Below are 18,276 nucleotides of genomic sequence, written 5' to 3' on the forward strand. Positions count from 1 at the left end.
CCTGTTTTTGATTTTTCTCAGCTCATCCTTTTTATTTCGTCCTCTCTTTCCCTAAGAAAGCTTCACTTTTTGCAGGCGCAAGGCGTTTAACACGACGGATACGGAGCTGAAGGCCATGGCCGCTCCTGCCACCCACGGGGCCAGGAGACCAACGGCTGCGATCGGGATGCCGATGGAATTGTAAACAAAGGCGAAAAAAAGATTTTGTTTAATGTTGCGCATCGTTTTATGACTCATCAGAATCGCATCGGCGGCACTGTTTAAATCACCGCGCATCAGGGTGATATCGGCTGCCTCGATTGCCACGTCCGTTCCGGTGCCGATCGCCATGCCGATGTCCGCCGCAGCAAGTGCCGGCGCGTCATTAATACCGTCGCCGACCATCGCTACTTTTTTTCCGGCCTGCTGTAGTTTCTTAATTTGATCACTCTTCTGGCCGGGCAGCACTTCAGCCATCACGTCATCGACTCCAACCTGCTTGGCAATGGCGATAGCTGTTTTCTCATTATCTCCGGTCAGCATCATCACTTCAAGACCAGCGTCCTTCAATCGCTGAATGGCTTCTTTCGATGTTTCCTTTACCGTATCGGCCACAGCGACGAGACCAATGAAACTGTTCTCGTCAGCAGCAAGCATCACCGTTTTCCCTTCGGCTTCTAGTGCTGCAATCTGTTCTTCTTTGTCTTCCACTCGTATCTCTTTTTTCTTCATCAGTCGCCGTGTTCCGACAAAAACAGACCGGCCGTCCACCACTGCTTCTACTCCGTGACCGGGTATCGCCGCAAAAGAATCCGCCTGCACCAGGACGGCGCCTTCTGCCTGTGCACCTTTCACTAAAGCAGTAGCTAATGGGTGTTCGGAGTTTTTTTCAACAGAGCCGATAAGGTGCAGCAGCTTCTCCCGGCTCCAGCCATCAGCAGGAATAACGTCGGTAAGCTCTGGCTCTCCCTTTGTTACCGTTCCTGTTTTGTCGAGAACAATGGTGTCTACCGTCTGGGCGCTTTCCAGATGCTCGCCGCCTTTAAATAACACGCCAATCTCAGCCGCACGTCCGGAACCTGCCATAATGGAGGTTGGCGTTGCAAGGCCGAGGGCACACGGACAGGCAATGACAAGAATAGAGACAGTTGGAATCAGTGCGCTCCCAAGCTCCCCTGGTGTGACCACAAAGAACCAGATAAGAAACGTGACAAGCGCAATTCCAATGACAACCGGAACAAATACTCCGGAAATTCGATCAGCCAGTCGTTGAATGCTCGCTTTCGATGACTGGGCTTCTTCCACCACTTGAACAATCTGGGCGATCGCGGTGTCTTTTCCGACCTTTGCTGCTTTAAAACGGAGTACGCCGTTCTTGTTGACAGTCGCGCCGATGACACTGTCCCCTGCTTTTTTATCAACGGGTATACTCTCCCCTGTCAACATGGATTCATCGACAGCTGATTCTCCTTCTATGACTTCACCGTCGACCGGTATTTTTTCACCCGGCTTCACGATCACGATGTCACCCACGATTACCTCTTCCATCGGAATGACTACCTCTTCCCCGTTGCGCACAACGGTAGCCGTCTTCGCACGTAAGCCTAACAATTTCTTAATCGCCTGGGAGGTTCTTCCTTTGGCACGTGCTTCAAATAGTTTTCCGAGCAAAATTAGCGTAATGATGATAGCGGATGCTTCAAAATACAAGTCAGGCATGCCGGCTTGCCCTGTCTGGCCCCACTGCCAAACGAGGAACACGCTGTAAAAATAGGCAGCCGACGTCCCCATCGCAACGAGTACATCCATATTCGCGCTTTTATTTTTCAAGGCTTTATAGGCCCCTTCATAAAACTGCCAGCCGATGATAAATTGGACAGGCGTCGCAAAGGCAAATTGCACCCACGGGTTCATAAGGAAGTCAGGAATCCATATAAAGGACGTCCATTCAAAGTGCGTCACCATCGTCCACAAAAGCGGGAGCGACAAAACGGCAGACACTATTAATTTAGTCGTTTTTCGTTGTATTTCTTTTTCCTTATTGTCCGTCTCTTCCGTTTTTTCCTCAAGCGAATACCCAATCTTATTAATAGCTTCTTTCATCTTTACAGGAGTTGTTTCTTCCTTGTTATATTCCACTGTTGCTGTCTCTAAGGCAAAATTGACCGTGGCCTCGATGACGCCTGGCACTTTGTTTAACGTCTTTTCCACTCGGTTGGCGCATGCCGCGCACGTCATCCCGCTGACGGCAAACTCGACCTTATCATGAACAACACTGTACCCCAGAGAACTTATTTTTTCTTCCATGTCGCCAGTACTTAATTTCTCGGGATCATACGACACACTGGACCGTTCCAATGCTAAATTCACATTCGCTTCCGTGACCCCATCCATTTTATTTAACGCTTTTTCTATCCGGTTTGCGCATGCAGCGCACGTCATACCGGAAATGTGCAAAGTGGTTTGTTTTTCGCCGCTCATTGATAAGCACCTCTTCAACTAAATGTATCTATCATTCCTACCTCATACCCCTATGGTGTATATAATAATCAGAAAAGAAGATGTAGTGCTGATCACTACATCACATCATACCCTTGATCATCGATTGTCTCGGTGATCTCCGCGTGGTTCGTTACATTCTCATCGTATTCAACATCAACTGTTCCTTCTTCAAGGTGAACTTTTACTTTTGAGACACCGGCTAATTTTCCGACACTGCCCTCGACAGCCTCTACACAGTGTCCGCAAGACATGCCGTCTACTTTTAATGTTTCTGTTGTCATCCTTTATGTCCTCCCTTGGTTGTCTTCCAACATAGTATTCTACGTCTGCGGGTTCGTTATCCGGGTAAATCCACGAAGAACTTTCTATTTAATTAATCGCTTCATGACTTCCATCAATTCGTCAACGGCCTCTTCACCTTCCCCGTTTTTGATGGCATTTGCGACACAATGGTGGGTGTGATCTTCCACCAGCGCTACCGATACTTTGCTGATCGCAGCTTGAACGGCGGCAATCTGGTTTAAAACGTCTACACAATAACGATCATTGTCAATCATGTTATGAATGCCTTTCACTTGGCCTTCAATACGGCGCAACCGGTTTAGAAGATTCTCCTTATTCGGCTGAACTCTACTCCGGGTAGGCCTTGTATTATTCTCCACCTTCCCACCTCCCGTTACGTAACATGTTTTTTACAGGTACCCTCTATATGTATATTATAGACTGTGTCCATTACCATTGCAACTAGTAGACCTTTTTCGAAATATCCGATATAGTTCGAGCTAATGGGATAACAGAAATCCTACAGAAACTATTTAAAGAGGAATATGGAGAGGACAAGAATGAAGGAAAATAAACAGCAACTTTATGATATCAATATACTATTTATCTTGTTTTTATTCGGAGTTCTCAGTTGCTTGTATATCTATCACGCTCAGCAGTTGCCGCAATACGAGACAAACTTCGCTGTCAGACAGCTGACTTTTTTTATTATTGCCTTTTTGATCATGCTGGCACTTCTTCATTTTGATTTCGAGTATTATTTGCAAATGTCATGGATGTTGTACGGCTTTGGACTTTTGCTTCTCCTTACGCTTGCGATTGCTCCTGAGTCGATAGCGCCCCCAAACAACGGGGCGGTACGCTGGTTCAAACTCCCGGTCATCGGGTCTTTCCAGCCATCTGAATTGATGAAGATTTTTATTATTCTTTTACTCAGCAGCATCATTTACAAACATAATCACACGTTTCATACACGTACGTTTGCCACAGACATTCGATTAATTTTGAAGATGACAGCTGCCACGGCTCCTCCTGTTCTCTTGTTTGTGTTGCAGCCTGATATGGGAATGGTGATGATGACAGCTGCCATCTTTTTCTCCTTACTGCTCGTATCCGGGATTTCTTATAAAATAGTATCCGTCTTATTTGGCCTGCCGCTTACTGCGTTTGCCTCCTTTTTAACCGCTTTCTGGCGTTTTCCGGAAATCGTAGAACAGCTTCTTTTTAGTCGGCTTTCTGACTATCAAGTACGGCGTTTTTATGGGTGGCTGAAGCCGCTTGATTACCTGGATGAAGGATACCAGACAGCTAAATCTTTACTGCTCATCGGTTCTGGAAGCCTCCTAGGAAGCGAGGTGAAAGGGTATCTCCCTGAAGCACATACGGACTTTATTTTTGCTATTATTGGAAATACGCATGGCTTTGCAGGAGCTAGTTTTTTGATTTCCTTATATTTTATCTTTCTTTATCTTATTATGTTGATTGCGCTTCGCTGTCATCATTCGTTTGGTACGCTTCTTTGTGCAGGCGTAATTGGTATGTTCTCGTTCCAAATATTTCAAAACATCGGCATGACGATCGGCTTGCTTCCTGTTACTGGTTTTACCTTGCCGTTCATTAGCTACGGCGGCAGCTCCTTGTTTGCTTCCATGGCAGCCGTCGGCATTATCTTAAGTGTCAAGTATCACAGTCGCAATTTCATGTTTGCTTCGAAGGCATTGTAGCCCAAGAACTACCGCTCTTGCTATATTTTTAAACAGTAGCTGAAGCCACGGCTTTGTAACAGACATATTAAAAAGAAGTAACGGTTTCGTTGTAGGGGTTATTATCAGCAGCACATCCACTATAATAATGAGTAAATATTGTCATTATTTGCGGGAAGAGGGATAGTAATGCTGGGAAAGAAGTGGTTAAAAGGGGCGGCGCTTTGTTTTCTTAGCTTGGTCGCCATTGTTTTCATTGTTTTTATAACCTCTAAGCCTACTTTCAGCTATAATTATCACAAATTGACGGAACGTGTCAAAATAGGACTGGAATATACAGACCCTGCAAAACAGACTATTTACTTACAACCCTATATTGAAAATCCAAATGCAGCGAGCAATATGACATTGAAAACAAATGAGAACTTTATTACAGTTTGTGTTCTCAATGAATCACGGAAGGTGTTAACGCATGCCGTGAAGGTGGAACAGCAAGCGGGAAAGCCAACCAATGGCTTGATTAATACGACACTCGGGCCAGGGGAAAAAGAGAAAAACCAGAGCTACTATGCGATCGAACTTCCCGACGACGCGAAATATATTCAGCTTGAATTTTCCGGAAAAATTGAAGATGAATTTGGCACTGCTTCCATTGATAAGATGATCGAAGTGAATGTGAACCATCTAACTGCCATCTAACAAGACAAATTTGCCGCAAAAAAGGGCTGTTTCTACGTGTGTTCCACGTGAAACAGCCCTGTTTGTTTCCAGCTTCCGGCTTACCAGCGAGAAGTGATCATTTTTCTTCTAGTGTAGAACTCGACACCGTCTTTTCCGTTTACATGGAGGTCTCCGTAGAAAGAGTTTTTCCACCCAGAGAACGGGAAGAAAGCCATTGGCGCTGGCACGTTAACGTTAACACCCAGCATACCGACTTCGATGTCTTCTCTGAATTCGCGAACGGCATGGCCGCTCGAAGTATAAAGAACGGCGCCGTTACCGAAGTCGGATTTGTTCGCTACTTCGATCGCTTCTGTTAAGTCTTTTACGCGAACAATAGAGAGAACCGGGGCAAAGATCTCGTTGCACCATAAGTCCATTTCCGGCGTCACACCGTCGAATATCGTAGCACCGAGGAAATAGCCCTGCTTCATGTTTTCGACGTCTTTACGGCCGTCGCGCACAAGCTTGGCACCCGACTTCTCTCCTTCTTCGATCGCTTTATATACTTTGTCCAGGTGAGACTGGCGGATAACCGGACCGAGTTGAATACTCTTGTCGATACCGTTCCCAATGGTCAGTTCATCGGCAGCCTCTTTCAAACGGTTAATGACTTCGTCTGCGATATCTTCGGTCACGACAACAACAGATGTCGCCATGCAGCGTTGTCCGGCACTGCCAAAGGCGCCGCCGATAATTCCCTTGATCGTTTTATCCATGTCGGCATCACCGAGAACGATGGAGTGGTTTTTCGCACCGGCGAGAGCCTGGACACGCTTCCCATTGTTCGCCGCTGTTTTGTAAATGTATTCGGCCACCGGCTGGGAACCGACAAACGAAATCGCATCGACTTCATCATGCTCGAGAAGGCCGTTTACGACGTCATGTGCGCCGTGCACGATGTTCAATACACCTTCTGGCAGGCCGGCTTCTACGATCAACTCAGCAAGTCTTTCTGCGAGCAGCGGCGTCCGCTCGGAAGGCTTTAATACGAATGTATTTCCGCAGGCAATGGCGAGCGGGAACATCCAGCACGGTACCATCATCGGAAAGTTAAACGGTGTGATGCCGCCGACAACACCAACAGGATAGCGGTACATGCTTGATTCAATGTCTGTTGCAATCGAAGACAAGGAATCGCCCATCATTAACGTCGGCGCACCGGCTGCGAATTCCACGCATTCCATACCACGGAGCACTTCTCCGTACGCATCATCGTATGTCTTCCCGTTTTCCCGGGTAATAATCTCAGCCAATTCATCATAATTGTCCATGATTAATTGCTGATATTTAAACATAATACGAGCCCGCTTTGGTACTGGAGTCTTTCTCCACGTTTTATACGCTTCTCGAGCCGCCCGTGCTGCTTGATCGACATCTTCTTTTGTAGAAAGAGGAACTTGTGCTATTTCTTCACCAGTTGCCGGATTTGGCACGCTTTCATACTGTGAAGTCCCCGCGTCTACCCATTTTCCGTTGATAAAGTTTTTTAATTTTCTTCCTGCTGCCATTTTAAAAACCTCCTTTTGTGTAATACGCTCTTTTTAGTTAGTTAGTTGTGGATACGTGTATATATAAGCCTTTCGATATAACTCGATAATCTCCTCTTTTTTCGGAACCTTTGGGTTGTTGGCTGGGCTGCCGCTATCTAATGCGTCCTCCGCCATTTTAGAGAGGTTGTCATGAAACTTTTCTTCATCGACCCCCCACTCCCTCATGTTCGGGATGTCCAGACGCTGGCAAAGCCCTAAGACTTTTTCTACAAAATAATCAGCGGCCTCCTCTTTTGTTGCGAAGGTTTGGTGAGGGAAGACAAAAGACGCCAAGTCCGCCAGCCTATCCTGGCAAGCCTCCTGACTGTACTCCAGCACAACCGGCAGAAGCATCGCATTCGAGATACCATGCGGCACATGAAAGACAGCACCCACTGGCCGGGACATTCCGTGCACGAGACAGACAGAAGCATTGGAAAAAGCCATCCCTGCCTGCATGGCCCCAAGTGCCATCTGTTCTCTTGCTGTTTCGTTCGTGCCGTCATCGTAGGCTGCTTGCAGGTTCTCCATGATTAACTTTGCCGCTGATAACGCAAGCTGATCAGAGAAAGGATGGGCCTTTTTTGAAATATACGCTTCGATTGCGTGCGTAAGAGCATCCACGCCGGTTGCCGCTGTAGTCCCTTTTGGCGATGACATCGAAAGGATTGGATCGACAATCGCCGTTTCCGGCATAAAGGCAGGTTGTTTGATCATCATTTTGACATCATTTTTCGTATTGGTAATCACCGTCACGTCTGTTGCCTCTGAACCAGTGCCGGCGGTGGTGGGAATCGCAATCAAAGGCAGCGGTTTTTCGGTTGCTGTTTTTTGGTTATTCATATAGTCACTGATGTCCCCGCTGTTCGTAGCCATAACAGCAACTGCTTTCGCTGTGTCTAAACAGCTTCCTCCCCCAAGAGCAAGGATGACAGAGGATTCGTGTTCTTTCACAAGCGCCAGGGCATCCGAAACGTAAACGTCCGTCGGCTCCGACACCACGTCAATATATTCCACATACGTGAGACCGGCTTCCTCGAGCATCGATTGGCACTTTTCCAAGTAACCGAGATCTTTCATGATCGGATCACTAATAATCAAGGCTTTTTTTCCGTAATTCAGAGCCGTTTCACCGGCTTTTTGAAAGCTGTTCATTCCATACAAGACATGCCGCGGAAAAAGCATCGTAAAGTCAGTCATCGTTCATCTCCCCCAGTTCACACACAAATTTGTTTACTCTGTATTTAATAATGCAAATTGTGTGCCAATTATTCATCCGACACTTCCAGCGTTGTTCACTATCGAATCTATTTCATCATTCAGATACAGGTTATTAGCCCGTATATACAAATATTTGTTTAAGGACATGAATACAGTTCGCTGGTGAGATAACTGTTGGTTGATTGCAACGGAAGGCGGCGACTCCTGCGTGCGTCGGCTAAAAGCGGTCACGTCCTATGACCAACGCCGATTAGTTGTAGGCTCGTATTGTTAATTTAAACAAGCGCTTATGAAATCGACGCTATCGTGTCATTTTGTATATATATTTATACATGGTCATGTGAAAGTGTATACAAATATATACACTACAGGGAGAGTTGGTAGTCTTTTATTTTTTTATACAGCGTTGTCCGGTGAATTCCTAAGGCGGCGGCGGCTTCTGTTTTATTCCCGTTGTATTGTTGGATCGTTTTTTCGATTAGTTCTTTTTCGTGTTGATGCTGGTTTTCTTTTAGGATCGTGCTGCCGGTCTGTTTATCGGTAAGTTCAGGGACACATTCCTGAATGTGGGCTGGAAGATCAAGAGTGCGAATGTCGTTGCCTTCTGTGAGGATAACGAGTTGTTCGGCGACATTGGCAAGTTCTCGAACGTTGCCGGGCCAGTGATAGGCTCGCAGGTGCTCCATCGCATGCTGATCAATATTCTTGACTGAAAGCTGATAGTCTTCGGAAAATTTGCGGATGAAATGTCCGACCAACAACGGAATATCTTCTTTTCTTTCGCGCAATGGCGGCAGCGGTACGTGAATGACATGGAGACGGTAATACAGATCTTCTCTAAAAGTATGTGCCACTACTAATTCTTCCAGATTGTCATTGGTTGCTGCGATAATCCGGACATTGACCGGAATACGGACGTGGCCGCCGACCTTGACGACGCTCTTTTCTTCGAGAATTCGTAACAGCTTCGCCTGCATGGCGAGCGGCATCGTGCTAATCTCATCTAAAAACAGCGTACCGTAATGAGCCGCTTCAAATTTTCCTTTATGGCCGCCCCGCTTCGCTCCCGTAAAAGCACCCTCTTCATAACCAAACAGCTCGGCTTCTAACAAATGCTCGGGAATCGCGGCACAATTGAGGCTGACGAACGCTCCTTTCCGGCCGCTCATCTCATGAATGGCTTGTGCGAACAGCTCTTTACCTGTACCACTTTCTCCCGTTAGTAAAACGGTTGCTTTTGTTTTCGCTGCTTTTCGGGCTCTGCTTTTACTTTCCATGAAACGACCGCTTTCGCCGATCATCTGCTCAAACGTGTACAGAGGGGGAGCCTCCTGAAGCTTTCGTTCATCTGCAAACGGAGGAACACTTGGCATGTTGGCTGCCTTTCCGAGAATCCGGTAAAGATCACTTACCCCTTCGAATATCAGCATGCCGATCGCACCTGTTACTTCTCCGTCCTTCCAAATCGGGATACGGTGGACAATCATTTTCTGCCCTTGAATTACTTGGATTTCTCCCTTTTCAGGGACACCCGATTTGATGGTTTGGTGCAGATTGGTATTGTCAATCACTTCCTGTACGGGCCGGCCGATGACTTTCTCTTCCGACGGGATGCCAAGAAAATGCCGGTACGCCTGGTTCATTTGCTGCACATTGCCGGCACGGTCCACCACCGCAATCCCTTCATAGGCGCTGTTTAAAATCATATCCGTAACGTTGGTGTGGTGCTGAAGCGAATCAGAAAGAGCACGATAGGCTGCTAACATACTCGTTTCCGTTAATACTCCGGAAACTTGTCCGTTACGCGCGATGACTGGTCTCGGAAACGGACCTTCCTGCTCAGTGATTGCCTCCTCTTCCTCCGCGTGCGGAACCTGCCGCACCCATTCTGTCCGCAGCTGTGTCGCTTGATTGCTTTCTAGAAAAAGCTCGCCAAGAGGGACACTCGGAATGCCGACGAGCTCCTCTCTTTCATTCACGATGACGACCTTTTCTAAGTCTCCTCTTTCCGTCCGTAAGCGAAGATCATGAATCGTTGTCTTAGATAGAGACAGGGGGATCGGAGTCTCCATCCACTTCTTCACTGCAACGTTTTCTCGATCCTGTTTCATCAAAGCCTCTCCCCCTCCATCAAACAAGTTCAGTTGTCTTTGAATCCTAGCTGTAAGTGACTGGCACACCTGCTTTTTCTAAGAGTTCAAAATAAGTCGGACATGTTTTGGACACGCAGCCTGGGTCTTCAATGACGATTCCCGGCACCTTCGTTCCAATAAGCGAAAGCGCCATCGCTACCCGGTGATCGTCATAGGAGTGAAGGACACCGCCCTGTGGCACTCCCGGATACACCTTTAATCCGTCCTGGAACTCCTCTACTTCTATTCCTAATTTCTTTAGTTCTGTACAAACGGCCGTAATCCGGTCTGATTCATGATGGCGGATATGTTCGACTTCTCTCAAAGTGATCGGGCCATCGGCAAATGGTGCAATTGCCGCAAGCGTCAACGTTTGGTCAGACATTTCCTTCATGCTGATATCAAAAGCCCCGCGAAGCTGTTCCGGTCCTTCTACTTCGATAAAGCCGTCTCCTTTTATAACCCGGCAGCCCATCCGCTCGTAGATGTCTGTCATATAAATATCCGGCTGATTCGTCTGCATCGTTAAGTTATTAATCCGGACACGTCCATTCGTTACTGCTGCAAGCGCCATAAAATAACTCGCCGTAGACGCGTCGGCCTCGAGTGCCATGTCGCGCCCTGTGTAGCCGGAAACAGGAACAACCATCTCACTGAGATCGTCTTTATAGGTGGCTTCTACACCGAATTGTTTCATGAGATCCAACGTAATTTTAACGTACGCATGTTGTACGATATGGTCGGGGATCGTCACTTTTACCGCTTTTTTCGCGTACGGCCCGGCTAATAAAAGACCACTCGTAAATTGGCTCGATACTTTACCCGAAATTTGAACCTCCCCGCCTGTGAGGCCGTGCGCTTTGACGCGGAGTGGATAGAATCCTTCTTTTTCGATGTATTCAACCTCGGCGCCAAGTGTCTCTAGTGCTTCCATGAGAGGTTGTACGGGGCGCTCACTCATCCGCTTGCTTGCTTCCACATGAAAATTCCCTTCCTCCGAAGCCGCTAGCGCTCCAGGGAGAAAGCGGGCAATTGTGCCTGCTGCTCCGATATACAGATGGGCATCTTTCACCGGCCAGTCCCCGTTACATCCCTCTATTCGAACGGTGTCTCCCATGACTTCCACGGTAATGCCGAGATTGCGGAGTGCTTCCAAGCACCAGTAGGAATCATCACTTTTTAAAATGCCCGTCAGCTCGGATGTGCCTTCAGCCAGGGCAGCCATAATCAATGCCCGGTTCGTCACACTTTTACTGCCTGGAATCGTCATTTCCGTATGTATGGTTTTTGCCTCTACCGGAGTCATCTCCACTTGTTTCACGTCTGTCAACGCCGCCCACGGAGAGCGTGCTTTTAAATCAGGTTTACTCACATGCCATCGCCCTTTCCTCGTCGTTTCTACTAACATTACATCATCTCGCTCAGGAATAAGCAAGCAGACACTGACATCCTCCCGTTTCAGCTATTTCTTTCCTTTTCCGCTTTTCTTGTTCAGCAAGATAATAACAAGGAGAAAAATAATAGCCCCCATGGTGCCGATGCCCATTGCTCGTTCATTCATACTCCTCATCGCCAATCCAGCTGCAAGAGACAGGACAAGCAGGAAGGAGAAAAAAACAGTCAGCTTCTTTTTCATGGTAATGGTACCTCCTTCCTCTCATTATAACAGCTGCTATCCCAACCGCGTATTTCCATGAACACTTCAACTCCTGTAAAAAGCAGAAAAACCAACACCAGCGTGCTGCGGGGTTGGTTCTTCTTGTTATTCTGAGGGTAAGCCGGGCGGGTAATAGTACGGCGGTACTTTCAGCCAGCCGCGCTTTCGCATGAGGGTTTTTAAGGTAGCGCCGATCGTCACCCATTCCGCATAAAACTGTAGCCACATGATACTAATATCGTTGCGGATCGCGTCTCCTTGGGATTTGGCACACAATTTCAGACACGTAATTAACTTAAACGCAACGCCGTTTGTGATTTCATTATCAGTTAATTTAACACCTAAGGGAATATCGTTCGGACTGGATTTTGGTTTGGCTGAGGTAACGTCCGGGAGAGGAATCCCCTCCTCTCTCATGAATTGGCTCACTCGCTTTACTTGGGACTCACACGTTTTTACAATATCGTTCAGCATCTCCGTTACTTCATCATCGGTGGTCGTATTTAAGCCTACTTCCTCGTACCGGATGAATTCTTCAACGGATGTCACATATTTCCATAAGTCGCCGACCTCAATGACATGCAGAGGGGCCTTCGGTTCATCTGTATTATCAATTTGTGTTTTGAATACGTTCCAAACGGCTTCCAATGGATTGGGCACGGTGGACACCTCCTTCCCTTACTATTTTTTCTCCTCAGCGAAAAAAAATGTACAAAACAAAAAAACAGCCGTTTTCCTTATAACGGCTGCCTCTTAAACGTTATTCTCTTACGCTTCTACATGAGCAGTCTGGCCTCGAAACGTCTCTTTCAGTATGTCGCATGGCCGGCCGACTTGCTTGACGGCACCTTTTTCTACCATCACGACCCGGTCCGCCAGTACACGAGCGTCTTCTTCATCATGGGTCACGAAAATCGTGGTTGTTCCTGTATGTTTGATTGTGTTACGCAGTTCATCGCGAATACGCTGCTGCAAATGAGCATCCAGATTACTGAATGGCTCATCTAATAACAAAAGCGAAGGCTTAGGTGCCAGGGCGCGGGCTAAAGCAACGCGTTGCTGCTGTCCACCGCTGAGTTCATAGGGATATCGTTTTCGAAAGTCCTCCATATGAATCAGTTCGAGCATTTCAGCTGCGCGTTGCTTACGTTCGGCCCGTTTCCAACGCTTTAGGCCGAACATGATATTCGCCTCCACTGTCATATGCGGAAAGAGCGCATAGTCTTGGAATACCATGCCAAGACCGCGCTTTTCTACGGGCAGGTACACGCCGTCTCCTTGACAAAATGCGCGATCTCCCACTTGAATACAGCCTTTCTTCGGTGTTTCTAATCCTGCGATAAGACGGAGTATCGTGCTTTTGCCACTCCCACTCTCTCCTAAAATGGAAACAATCTCCCCTTCCTGCATATGAAGGGAGAAGTCTGAAACGGTCGGTGTTTTCGATGAGGAGTAATCAAAACAGAGATCAGATATTTGTACGTGCATCAGTTTGGCTCCTTTTCAATTAGTATGTGGAAGATGAACATCGCGATTCCGCTCACCAGAACAATAAACATCGAGGAAAGAGCTGCTTCTTGAATTCGTTCATCACTTGCATATCGGTAAGCCATCGAAGCGAGTGTCTCAAAATTAAATGGCCGTAATATCAGTGTCAGTGGAAGCTCTTTTAAGATGTCGACAAACACGAGAATAAAGCCGCTGAAAACCGCAGGTCGTATCATTTTCAGATCGACGCGCAGAAATGTCTCCGTCCAGCCCATCCCAAGAGTGCGGGACGCTTCGGTGAACTTCATGCCGATTTTATCAAAGCCTGCTTCAATGGAATTGTAGCCGACTGCCATAAAACGGATGATATAAGCGAACAACAGCATGATCAGACTTGTGCTCAAAACAAGGGCAGAGGAAGCACCCGTCAGGTCATATAACGCAGCCAGCTTTTCATCCAGATAAATAAAGAAGCTGATCACTCCTACCGCAATGACCGCGCCGGGAATCGAGTATCCGAGCACTGTCAAGCGGGACGTAACGGCCGGAACGACTCCCTTTGCCATCCGGGTGAAGTTCGCGATCACCACCGCAATCACCACAACGCCGAGAGCGGCTGTCCCTGCTGCCAATGCTGAATTACGAATCAATGTTAAAAAGGTTTCCGAGAAGATATCTTCGTAAGTAAGCACCGACCAATAGGTCAACTGGGCAACCGGGATGACAAAGCCGAGACAAAAGATGGAACCGGTAAACGCAACAGTCAACCATTTCTGCCAGCCTTTTAATGACTGCGGCTTTAAAGGGGACACTTTCGTATTACTGTAACTGAATTGACGTCTGCCGCGCAGAAACTTCTCGAGCAGCAGCAGGACAAGCACGATCCCCATTAGAATACCGGCAAGCTTAATGGCCGCATCCAAATCCCCGAACGCAAACCATGTCTGAAAAATGGCCGTGCTGAACGTCTGAATGCCGAAATAGCTGACGACACCGTAATCATTCAGCACCTCTAACACAACAAGCGTCACTCCGGCTACAATCGCCCCTCTTGCCACTGGTACGACGACGTAAAGAAAAGTTCGCACAGGGCCGCTTCCAAGCACACGGGCATTTTCAACGAGCGATGTTGCCTGGCGGGCGAAGAAGGCCCGTGTGATAGCATAGATATAGGGGTACAGAAAAATTGTAAAAATAAACACCGCGCCGGGCATATTCATAATGTCAAAATAGCGCTGCGATACTTCTGTGTCAAAATGATCTCGTAACGTCACCTGAATAACTCCGGTATAGTTCAGCATACCGTGATACGTATACGCCCCGATATACGGCGGTATCGCCAGTGGCATAAGAAGCGCCCACTTTAAGGTACCGCGAAACGGAAAATCATAGGCTGATACGATCCAGGCAAGCGCTGTCCCAATCGCAACAGAAAACAATCCTGTCCAAAAAGCAAGCAAGAGCGTATCCATCATATAATTTTGCAGCATATATTCTCTAATGTGCTCCCAGTTCTCACTGGCCGGTTGAAAAATACGTATAACTAAAAAGCTTGAAGGCAGTACAAGCAGCAACACAGAAAACAGTGCAAGGGCTCCCCAGCCCGATACAGTTGTTGGGACTCTTCCTTTTATCTTCATGATGTCCTACCCTTTATCTCTATTATTATTCCTGTCATTGATTGTTAATGAGAATGTTTATCATCTTCAATTAGTATGCCAGAATATAGTGAATTTGTCACGAAAAATTTTAAACGCTAATACAAAATCTACTGAAAACAGAACAAATGAAACACAAAAAAACAGCCGTCTTCTCTAACAGAAACCGGCTGGTCTTTCATGTGTGATCTTTCATGTGTGATATATGGCATGCAGCGGCAGTCACTTTATACGTTCACATCCTCACCCTCTTCCTCTTCATCCTCTGCTGGTACGGACCAGGACTCATCCCTATACAATCCCAGTAAGTCATCCTCCCCTTTCCCTTCTTCTGCTCCTTCTATCAGTGGGAAAGTCATTGTGTTCGTATACATATATATGGCATACCTAACTGGGTTAAGAAAGGACCTCTCTACTATTTCATCTGCACACGCCATGTTTAAGGACACTTTTGCTGACTTAGCATTACACTCAATGAACCAAAGATGTCCTTTATCATCCATCCCAAAGTCAATCCCTATCTCTGCAAACGTTCCAAAATGAGCCTCGACATTGGTGTAAATGCGTCTCAAAAAGTCTTCCACGTCAGCTTTCTTTTGAACAATCTCTTCTTCTTGTTCATTAAAAAAAGTTCGGAAAAACGTTTCAAATGAGTACGCTTGGGAATGGGTCGTGATCGGGGATTGCTTGGCTCCGATGCGAGCAGGAAACGCAACAACTTCCAAGTCTCCCTTACCGTTACGCTGGACTTCTGCACGAAAATCCACCAACCTATCATCGATTTTTATTAACGGAATTACTTGTTGCACGATGAATGGTTGTTCGTCGAAATACTGAAATAGGAAATGATATACTTCCTCCAAGCTCGGAACCGTTTTACGAACTAATTCCTTCACAAAAAAACGCAGTTCGTAACTGCTGTCTCTCTTTTTTTTGAGAAAAATGACTTGTTTCCCACCATTGCCTAACAATCCCTTTATATACGCTTCCTCTCGCTTTTGCATGAAACTTTCTAAATCGTGCACACTTGCACAGCGCACGGTCTCGGGAAGATGAGCCTGCAGCTCCGTGACCTTGTTTAAAGCTTGGTAAACTCTCCATTTATTAAAATAATGGATAGCATTCAAGGTTGGTATACGACGTGAAGCAAACTGTTTTCTGATCTCCTTTGCCCGTATTCGCTGTGCCGGCGAAAAGCCTCCTCCGCGATCATACAGAATATCCGGGAAAGGAAATCGCTTTTTTTCCCACGTTACACTTTCCGGATGGTAGCAAGTTCCCATGACGACGGAACTTTTCTCATACACATCATGTACTGAAAAAAAGTACAAAGGAACTTGTAATGTAATACCTGCTTTGGCAAGTAATTCTATACGAAAGTATACGAAACCGTAGCGGTCCAGCATCTCTTTAATATCACGCATGCCTTTATAGGGGACAGTTTCAGGAATATATCCTTGTAATTCAGGATACGCAGACAGTCTCTCATATACCTTCCATTTGTCCAGTGTATCCACCGTATTAATGCGCGGGATCCCGTAATGGTTTCGAAAGGTTCGACGTATATTCTTTACTCGTTTCTTCTCTCTCTTTTTAAATCGCACGCCCCGGTCGTAAATAACGGTTGGAAATGGAGCCCATTCTTCTAGCCATTGATCCTTTTCATTTACATAAACTTGTGCCCTTATCTTCTCGTTCACCCAATCGATGTCGTCAATAGAAAAGTAAAACAAATAAGTGTGTGCCACTCTGTTGGACTCTGCTTGCTTTACTACTCTTAGTGGAGGACGGCCGTTTTTGATTTGGGAGATGAACTGATTATTCACAAACACACCGATGACAGGTCCGATGTGAATATGATTCTTTTGTACCCAAATATGGTACTTTCTTTTCTCCCTAAGCATCATTTCTTCAAACAAAAACTCAGATACAGATAGTTGGTTCTCTGCTTTTGGTTGTTCTTTTACAGAAACCTTGCTGTGTCTTTGTCCCACATGAAGGTAATAAGAAGTAGATCTTTTTAATTTCAGAGTAAGAAACGTATGCCTCGGCAGATAAAGGGTTGGTTTATCGCTGTCTTTTTTCTTATGGACCGTGATTTTCACGTTTTCTTCACACCCAATCTTTACACAGTATTATTTCCAATTAATATACGGCGTTGGGTGCTGTTCCGCATGTTTGTACGTCCATAAAAGATAAAGCCGCAACAAAAAAAGGGCACGTACCGTATACGTACGCACCCTTGCACTTGCTGTTATTATTATTTCCAGCCTACTTCGTTCATGAGCATTAATGCCTCTTTGTTGTTTTCTCCAAGCTGGGTTAAATTAATGTCTTGTTCTTTGAAGTCTCCCCAAGACTGCAACAGTTCAGATGGCTCCACTTCCGGATTAACAGGGAATTCATAGTTAGCTTCGGAGAATTCTCCTTGTGCCTCCGGGCTTGAAAGGAATTCGATAAATTGAACAGCTGCTTCTTTGTTCGGGCTGTTGTTAATGACTCCAGCGCCACTGACGTTCACGTGTGTTCCTGTTGTTTCCTGGTTCGGGAAGAAAATTTCCAGTCCTTCCGCTACTTTTACTTCCTCGTCCTCTGCTGAGTTCAGCATATGTCCATAGTAGTAAGAGTTCATGACAGCGACATCGCCTTCACCTGCAGCGACCCCTTTAGCTTGATCACGGTCACCGCCCTGTGGATCGCGTGCCATGTTGTTCACAATACCTTCCGCCCATACTTTCGTTTCCTCTGTGCCATTAATTGCGATTAAAGAGGCAACAAGCGATTGGTTGTAAATATTATCTGAGGAGCGGATCAGTACACGGCCTTCCCACTCGTCATCTGCAAGTGCTTCGTACGTGGACAACTCTTCTTCGTTGACGCGCTCCGGATCATACGCAATAATACGTGCCCGTTTTGTAAGGCCAAACCATTGGTTGTCTTCATCACGATAGTTCTCCGGTACATTTTCGCTTAGCACATCTGACTCAACGGCCTGCAAAATACCAGCTTCTTTGGCCCGGTGCAAACGGCCGGCGTCAGCGGTAATAAACACATCACCTTCCGTGTTTTCCCCTTCTCGTTCCAAACGTTCGATCAGCTCATCTGCCTTACCGGAGATGACGTTTACCTCAATACCGGTTTCTTCTGTAAATTTCTCATATAAATCTTCATCGGTATCATAGTGTCGGCTTGTATACAGATTGACTACCTCGTCCCCACTGTTTTCAGCCGCTGTCTCATCCTCTGTCCCTGCTTCTGTCTCCGTATTTTCTTCTGTGTTTTCTGTACCTTCTTCTGTGCCGCCGGAATCGTTGTTCTCAGCGCCACCACCGCAAGCAGCCAGCACAAATAAAGCAGCTGCCGCCATTACTAGTAAAAACCAGAATGACTTCTTCATATGTT

The 18,276-nt window shown here is 46.5% G+C and carries 15 protein-coding genes; 2 read left to right on the forward strand and 13 right to left on the reverse strand.

Features of this window, described 5'->3' with window-relative positions; all coding sequences use genetic code 11:
• Window positions 1-51: 51 nt before the first annotated feature.
• The 3 genes from LOR49_RS09220 to LOR49_RS09230 all read right to left on the reverse strand — a co-directional run bounded on the left by LOR49_RS09220 (window position 52) and on the right by LOR49_RS09230 (window position 3,143).
• Window positions 52-2,460 carry a heavy metal translocating P-type ATPase gene (locus LOR49_RS09220; RefSeq protein ID WP_240376226.1) on the reverse strand — a complete coding sequence of 803 codons (2,409 nt, stop codon included), beginning with the start codon at window positions 2,458-2,460 and terminating at the stop codon, window positions 52-54.
• A 95-nt stretch (window positions 2,461-2,555) separates the two neighbouring features.
• A complete protein-coding gene (gene copZ / locus LOR49_RS09225) occupies window positions 2,556-2,762 on the reverse strand; it encodes a copper chaperone CopZ (protein ID WP_240376228.1) in 207 nt (68 codons plus the stop codon).
• An 84-nt stretch (window positions 2,763-2,846) separates the two neighbouring features.
• Complete coding sequence (locus tag LOR49_RS09230; RefSeq protein WP_240376230.1) at window positions 2,847-3,143, reverse strand: metal-sensitive transcriptional regulator; 297 nt, start codon at window positions 3,141-3,143, stop codon at window positions 2,847-2,849.
• A 180-nt stretch (window positions 3,144-3,323) separates the two neighbouring features.
• Here LOR49_RS09230 and LOR49_RS09235 point away from each other — a divergent pair, with 180 nt between their 5' ends.
• The gene (locus LOR49_RS09235; RefSeq protein WP_240376231.1) at window positions 3,324-4,487 is read left to right on the forward strand and encodes an FtsW/RodA/SpoVE family cell cycle protein; all 1,164 of its coding nucleotides are present in this window, start codon (window positions 3,324-3,326) and stop codon (window positions 4,485-4,487) included.
• Window positions 4,488-4,655: 168 nt separating this feature from the next.
• A complete protein-coding gene (locus tag LOR49_RS09240; protein ID WP_240376232.1) occupies window positions 4,656-5,165 on the forward strand; it encodes a hypothetical protein in 510 nt (169 codons plus the stop codon).
• Between the two features lie 80 nt (window positions 5,166-5,245).
• Here the strand turns inward: LOR49_RS09240 and LOR49_RS09245 are convergent, their stop codons facing one another.
• The 10 genes from LOR49_RS09245 to LOR49_RS09290 all read right to left on the reverse strand — a co-directional run bounded on the left by LOR49_RS09245 (window position 5,246) and on the right by LOR49_RS09290 (window position 18,271).
• Window positions 5,246-6,697: a CoA-acylating methylmalonate-semialdehyde dehydrogenase gene (locus LOR49_RS09245; protein ID WP_240376233.1), complete on the reverse strand. Its 1,452-nt coding sequence runs from the start codon at window positions 6,695-6,697 to the stop codon at window positions 5,246-5,248.
• 33 nt (window positions 6,698-6,730) lie between these two features.
• A complete protein-coding gene (locus LOR49_RS09250) occupies window positions 6,731-7,918 on the reverse strand; it encodes an iron-containing alcohol dehydrogenase (RefSeq protein WP_240376234.1) in 1,188 nt (395 codons plus the stop codon).
• A 386-nt stretch (window positions 7,919-8,304) separates the two neighbouring features.
• Window positions 8,305-10,050 carry a sigma-54 interaction domain-containing protein gene (locus LOR49_RS09255; RefSeq protein ID WP_240376235.1) on the reverse strand — a complete coding sequence of 582 codons (1,746 nt, stop codon included), beginning with the start codon at window positions 10,048-10,050 and terminating at the stop codon, window positions 8,305-8,307.
• A gap of 46 nt (window positions 10,051-10,096) precedes the next feature.
• Window positions 10,097-11,443 carry a 3-phosphoshikimate 1-carboxyvinyltransferase gene (aroA, locus tag LOR49_RS09260; protein ID WP_240376237.1) on the reverse strand — a complete coding sequence of 449 codons (1,347 nt, stop codon included), beginning with the start codon at window positions 11,441-11,443 and terminating at the stop codon, window positions 10,097-10,099.
• 90 nt (window positions 11,444-11,533) lie between these two features.
• Window positions 11,534-11,707, reverse strand: a complete 174-nt coding sequence (locus tag LOR49_RS09265; protein WP_240376239.1) for a hypothetical protein — start codon at window positions 11,705-11,707, stop codon at window positions 11,534-11,536.
• Window positions 11,708-11,833: 126 nt separating this feature from the next.
• Window positions 11,834-12,388 (reverse strand): DUF3231 family protein, encoded by a 555-nt coding sequence (locus LOR49_RS09270; protein WP_240376240.1) that lies wholly within the window; start codon window positions 12,386-12,388, stop codon window positions 11,834-11,836.
• 108 nt (window positions 12,389-12,496) lie between these two features.
• Window positions 12,497-13,216: an ABC transporter ATP-binding protein gene (locus tag LOR49_RS09275; protein WP_240376242.1), complete on the reverse strand. Its 720-nt coding sequence runs from the start codon at window positions 13,214-13,216 to the stop codon at window positions 12,497-12,499.
• Window positions 13,216-14,856, reverse strand: a complete 1,641-nt coding sequence (locus LOR49_RS09280; RefSeq protein ID WP_240376244.1) for an ABC transporter permease — start codon at window positions 14,854-14,856, stop codon at window positions 13,216-13,218. The genes LOR49_RS09275 and LOR49_RS09280 overlap by 1 nt, the downstream gene beginning before the upstream one ends.
• Before the next feature lie 245 nt (window positions 14,857-15,101).
• Entirely contained in the window at window positions 15,102-16,979 is a 1,878-nt protein-coding gene (locus LOR49_RS17635; protein ID WP_240376246.1) for a YheC/YheD family endospore coat-associated protein, read from the reverse strand.
• Between the two features lie 155 nt (window positions 16,980-17,134).
• On the reverse strand, window positions 17,135-18,271 hold the full coding sequence (locus LOR49_RS09290; RefSeq protein WP_240376248.1) for a Fe(3+) ABC transporter substrate-binding protein: 1,137 nt from the start codon (window positions 18,269-18,271) through the stop codon (window positions 17,135-17,137).
• Window positions 18,272-18,276: the final 5 nt, after the last annotated feature.

It is taken from the genome of Bacillus piscicola (assembly GCF_022458745.1).
GTDB lineage: Bacteria > Bacillota > Bacilli > Bacillales > Marinococcaceae > Alteribacillus_A > Alteribacillus_A piscicola.

Excerpts from the sequence above, each read along its gene's own strand:
- LOR49_RS09220 (WP_240376226.1), bottom strand. The coding sequence starts at position 2,460 with ATGAGCGGCGAAAAACAAACCACTTTGCACATTTCCGGTATGACGTGC.
- copZ (WP_240376228.1), bottom strand. The coding sequence starts at position 2,762 with ATGACAACAGAAACATTAAAAGTAGACGGCATGTCTTGCGGACACTGT.
- LOR49_RS09235 (WP_240376231.1), top strand. The coding sequence starts at position 3,324 with ATGAAGGAAAATAAACAGCAACTTTATGATATCAATATACTATTTATC.
- LOR49_RS09240 (WP_240376232.1), top strand. The coding sequence starts at position 4,656 with ATGCTGGGAAAGAAGTGGTTAAAAGGGGCGGCGCTTTGTTTTCTTAGC.
- LOR49_RS09245 (WP_240376233.1), bottom strand. The coding sequence starts at position 6,697 with ATGGCAGCAGGAAGAAAATTAAAAAACTTTATCAACGGAAAATGGGTA.
- LOR49_RS09250 (WP_240376234.1), bottom strand. The coding sequence starts at position 7,918 with ATGACTGACTTTACGATGCTTTTTCCGCGGCATGTCTTGTATGGAATG.
- LOR49_RS09255 (WP_240376235.1), bottom strand. The coding sequence starts at position 10,050 with ATGAAACAGGATCGAGAAAACGTTGCAGTGAAGAAGTGGATGGAGACT.
- LOR49_RS09265 (WP_240376239.1), bottom strand. The coding sequence starts at position 11,707 with ATGAAAAAGAAGCTGACTGTTTTTTTCTCCTTCCTGCTTGTCCTGTCT.
- LOR49_RS09275 (WP_240376242.1), bottom strand. The coding sequence starts at position 13,216 with ATGCACGTACAAATATCTGATCTCTGTTTTGATTACTCCTCATCGAAA.
- LOR49_RS09280 (WP_240376244.1), bottom strand. The coding sequence starts at position 14,856 with ATGAAGATAAAAGGAAGAGTCCCAACAACTGTATCGGGCTGGGGAGCC.
- LOR49_RS09290 (WP_240376248.1), bottom strand. The coding sequence starts at position 18,271 with ATGAAGAAGTCATTCTGGTTTTTACTAGTAATGGCGGCAGCTGCTTTA.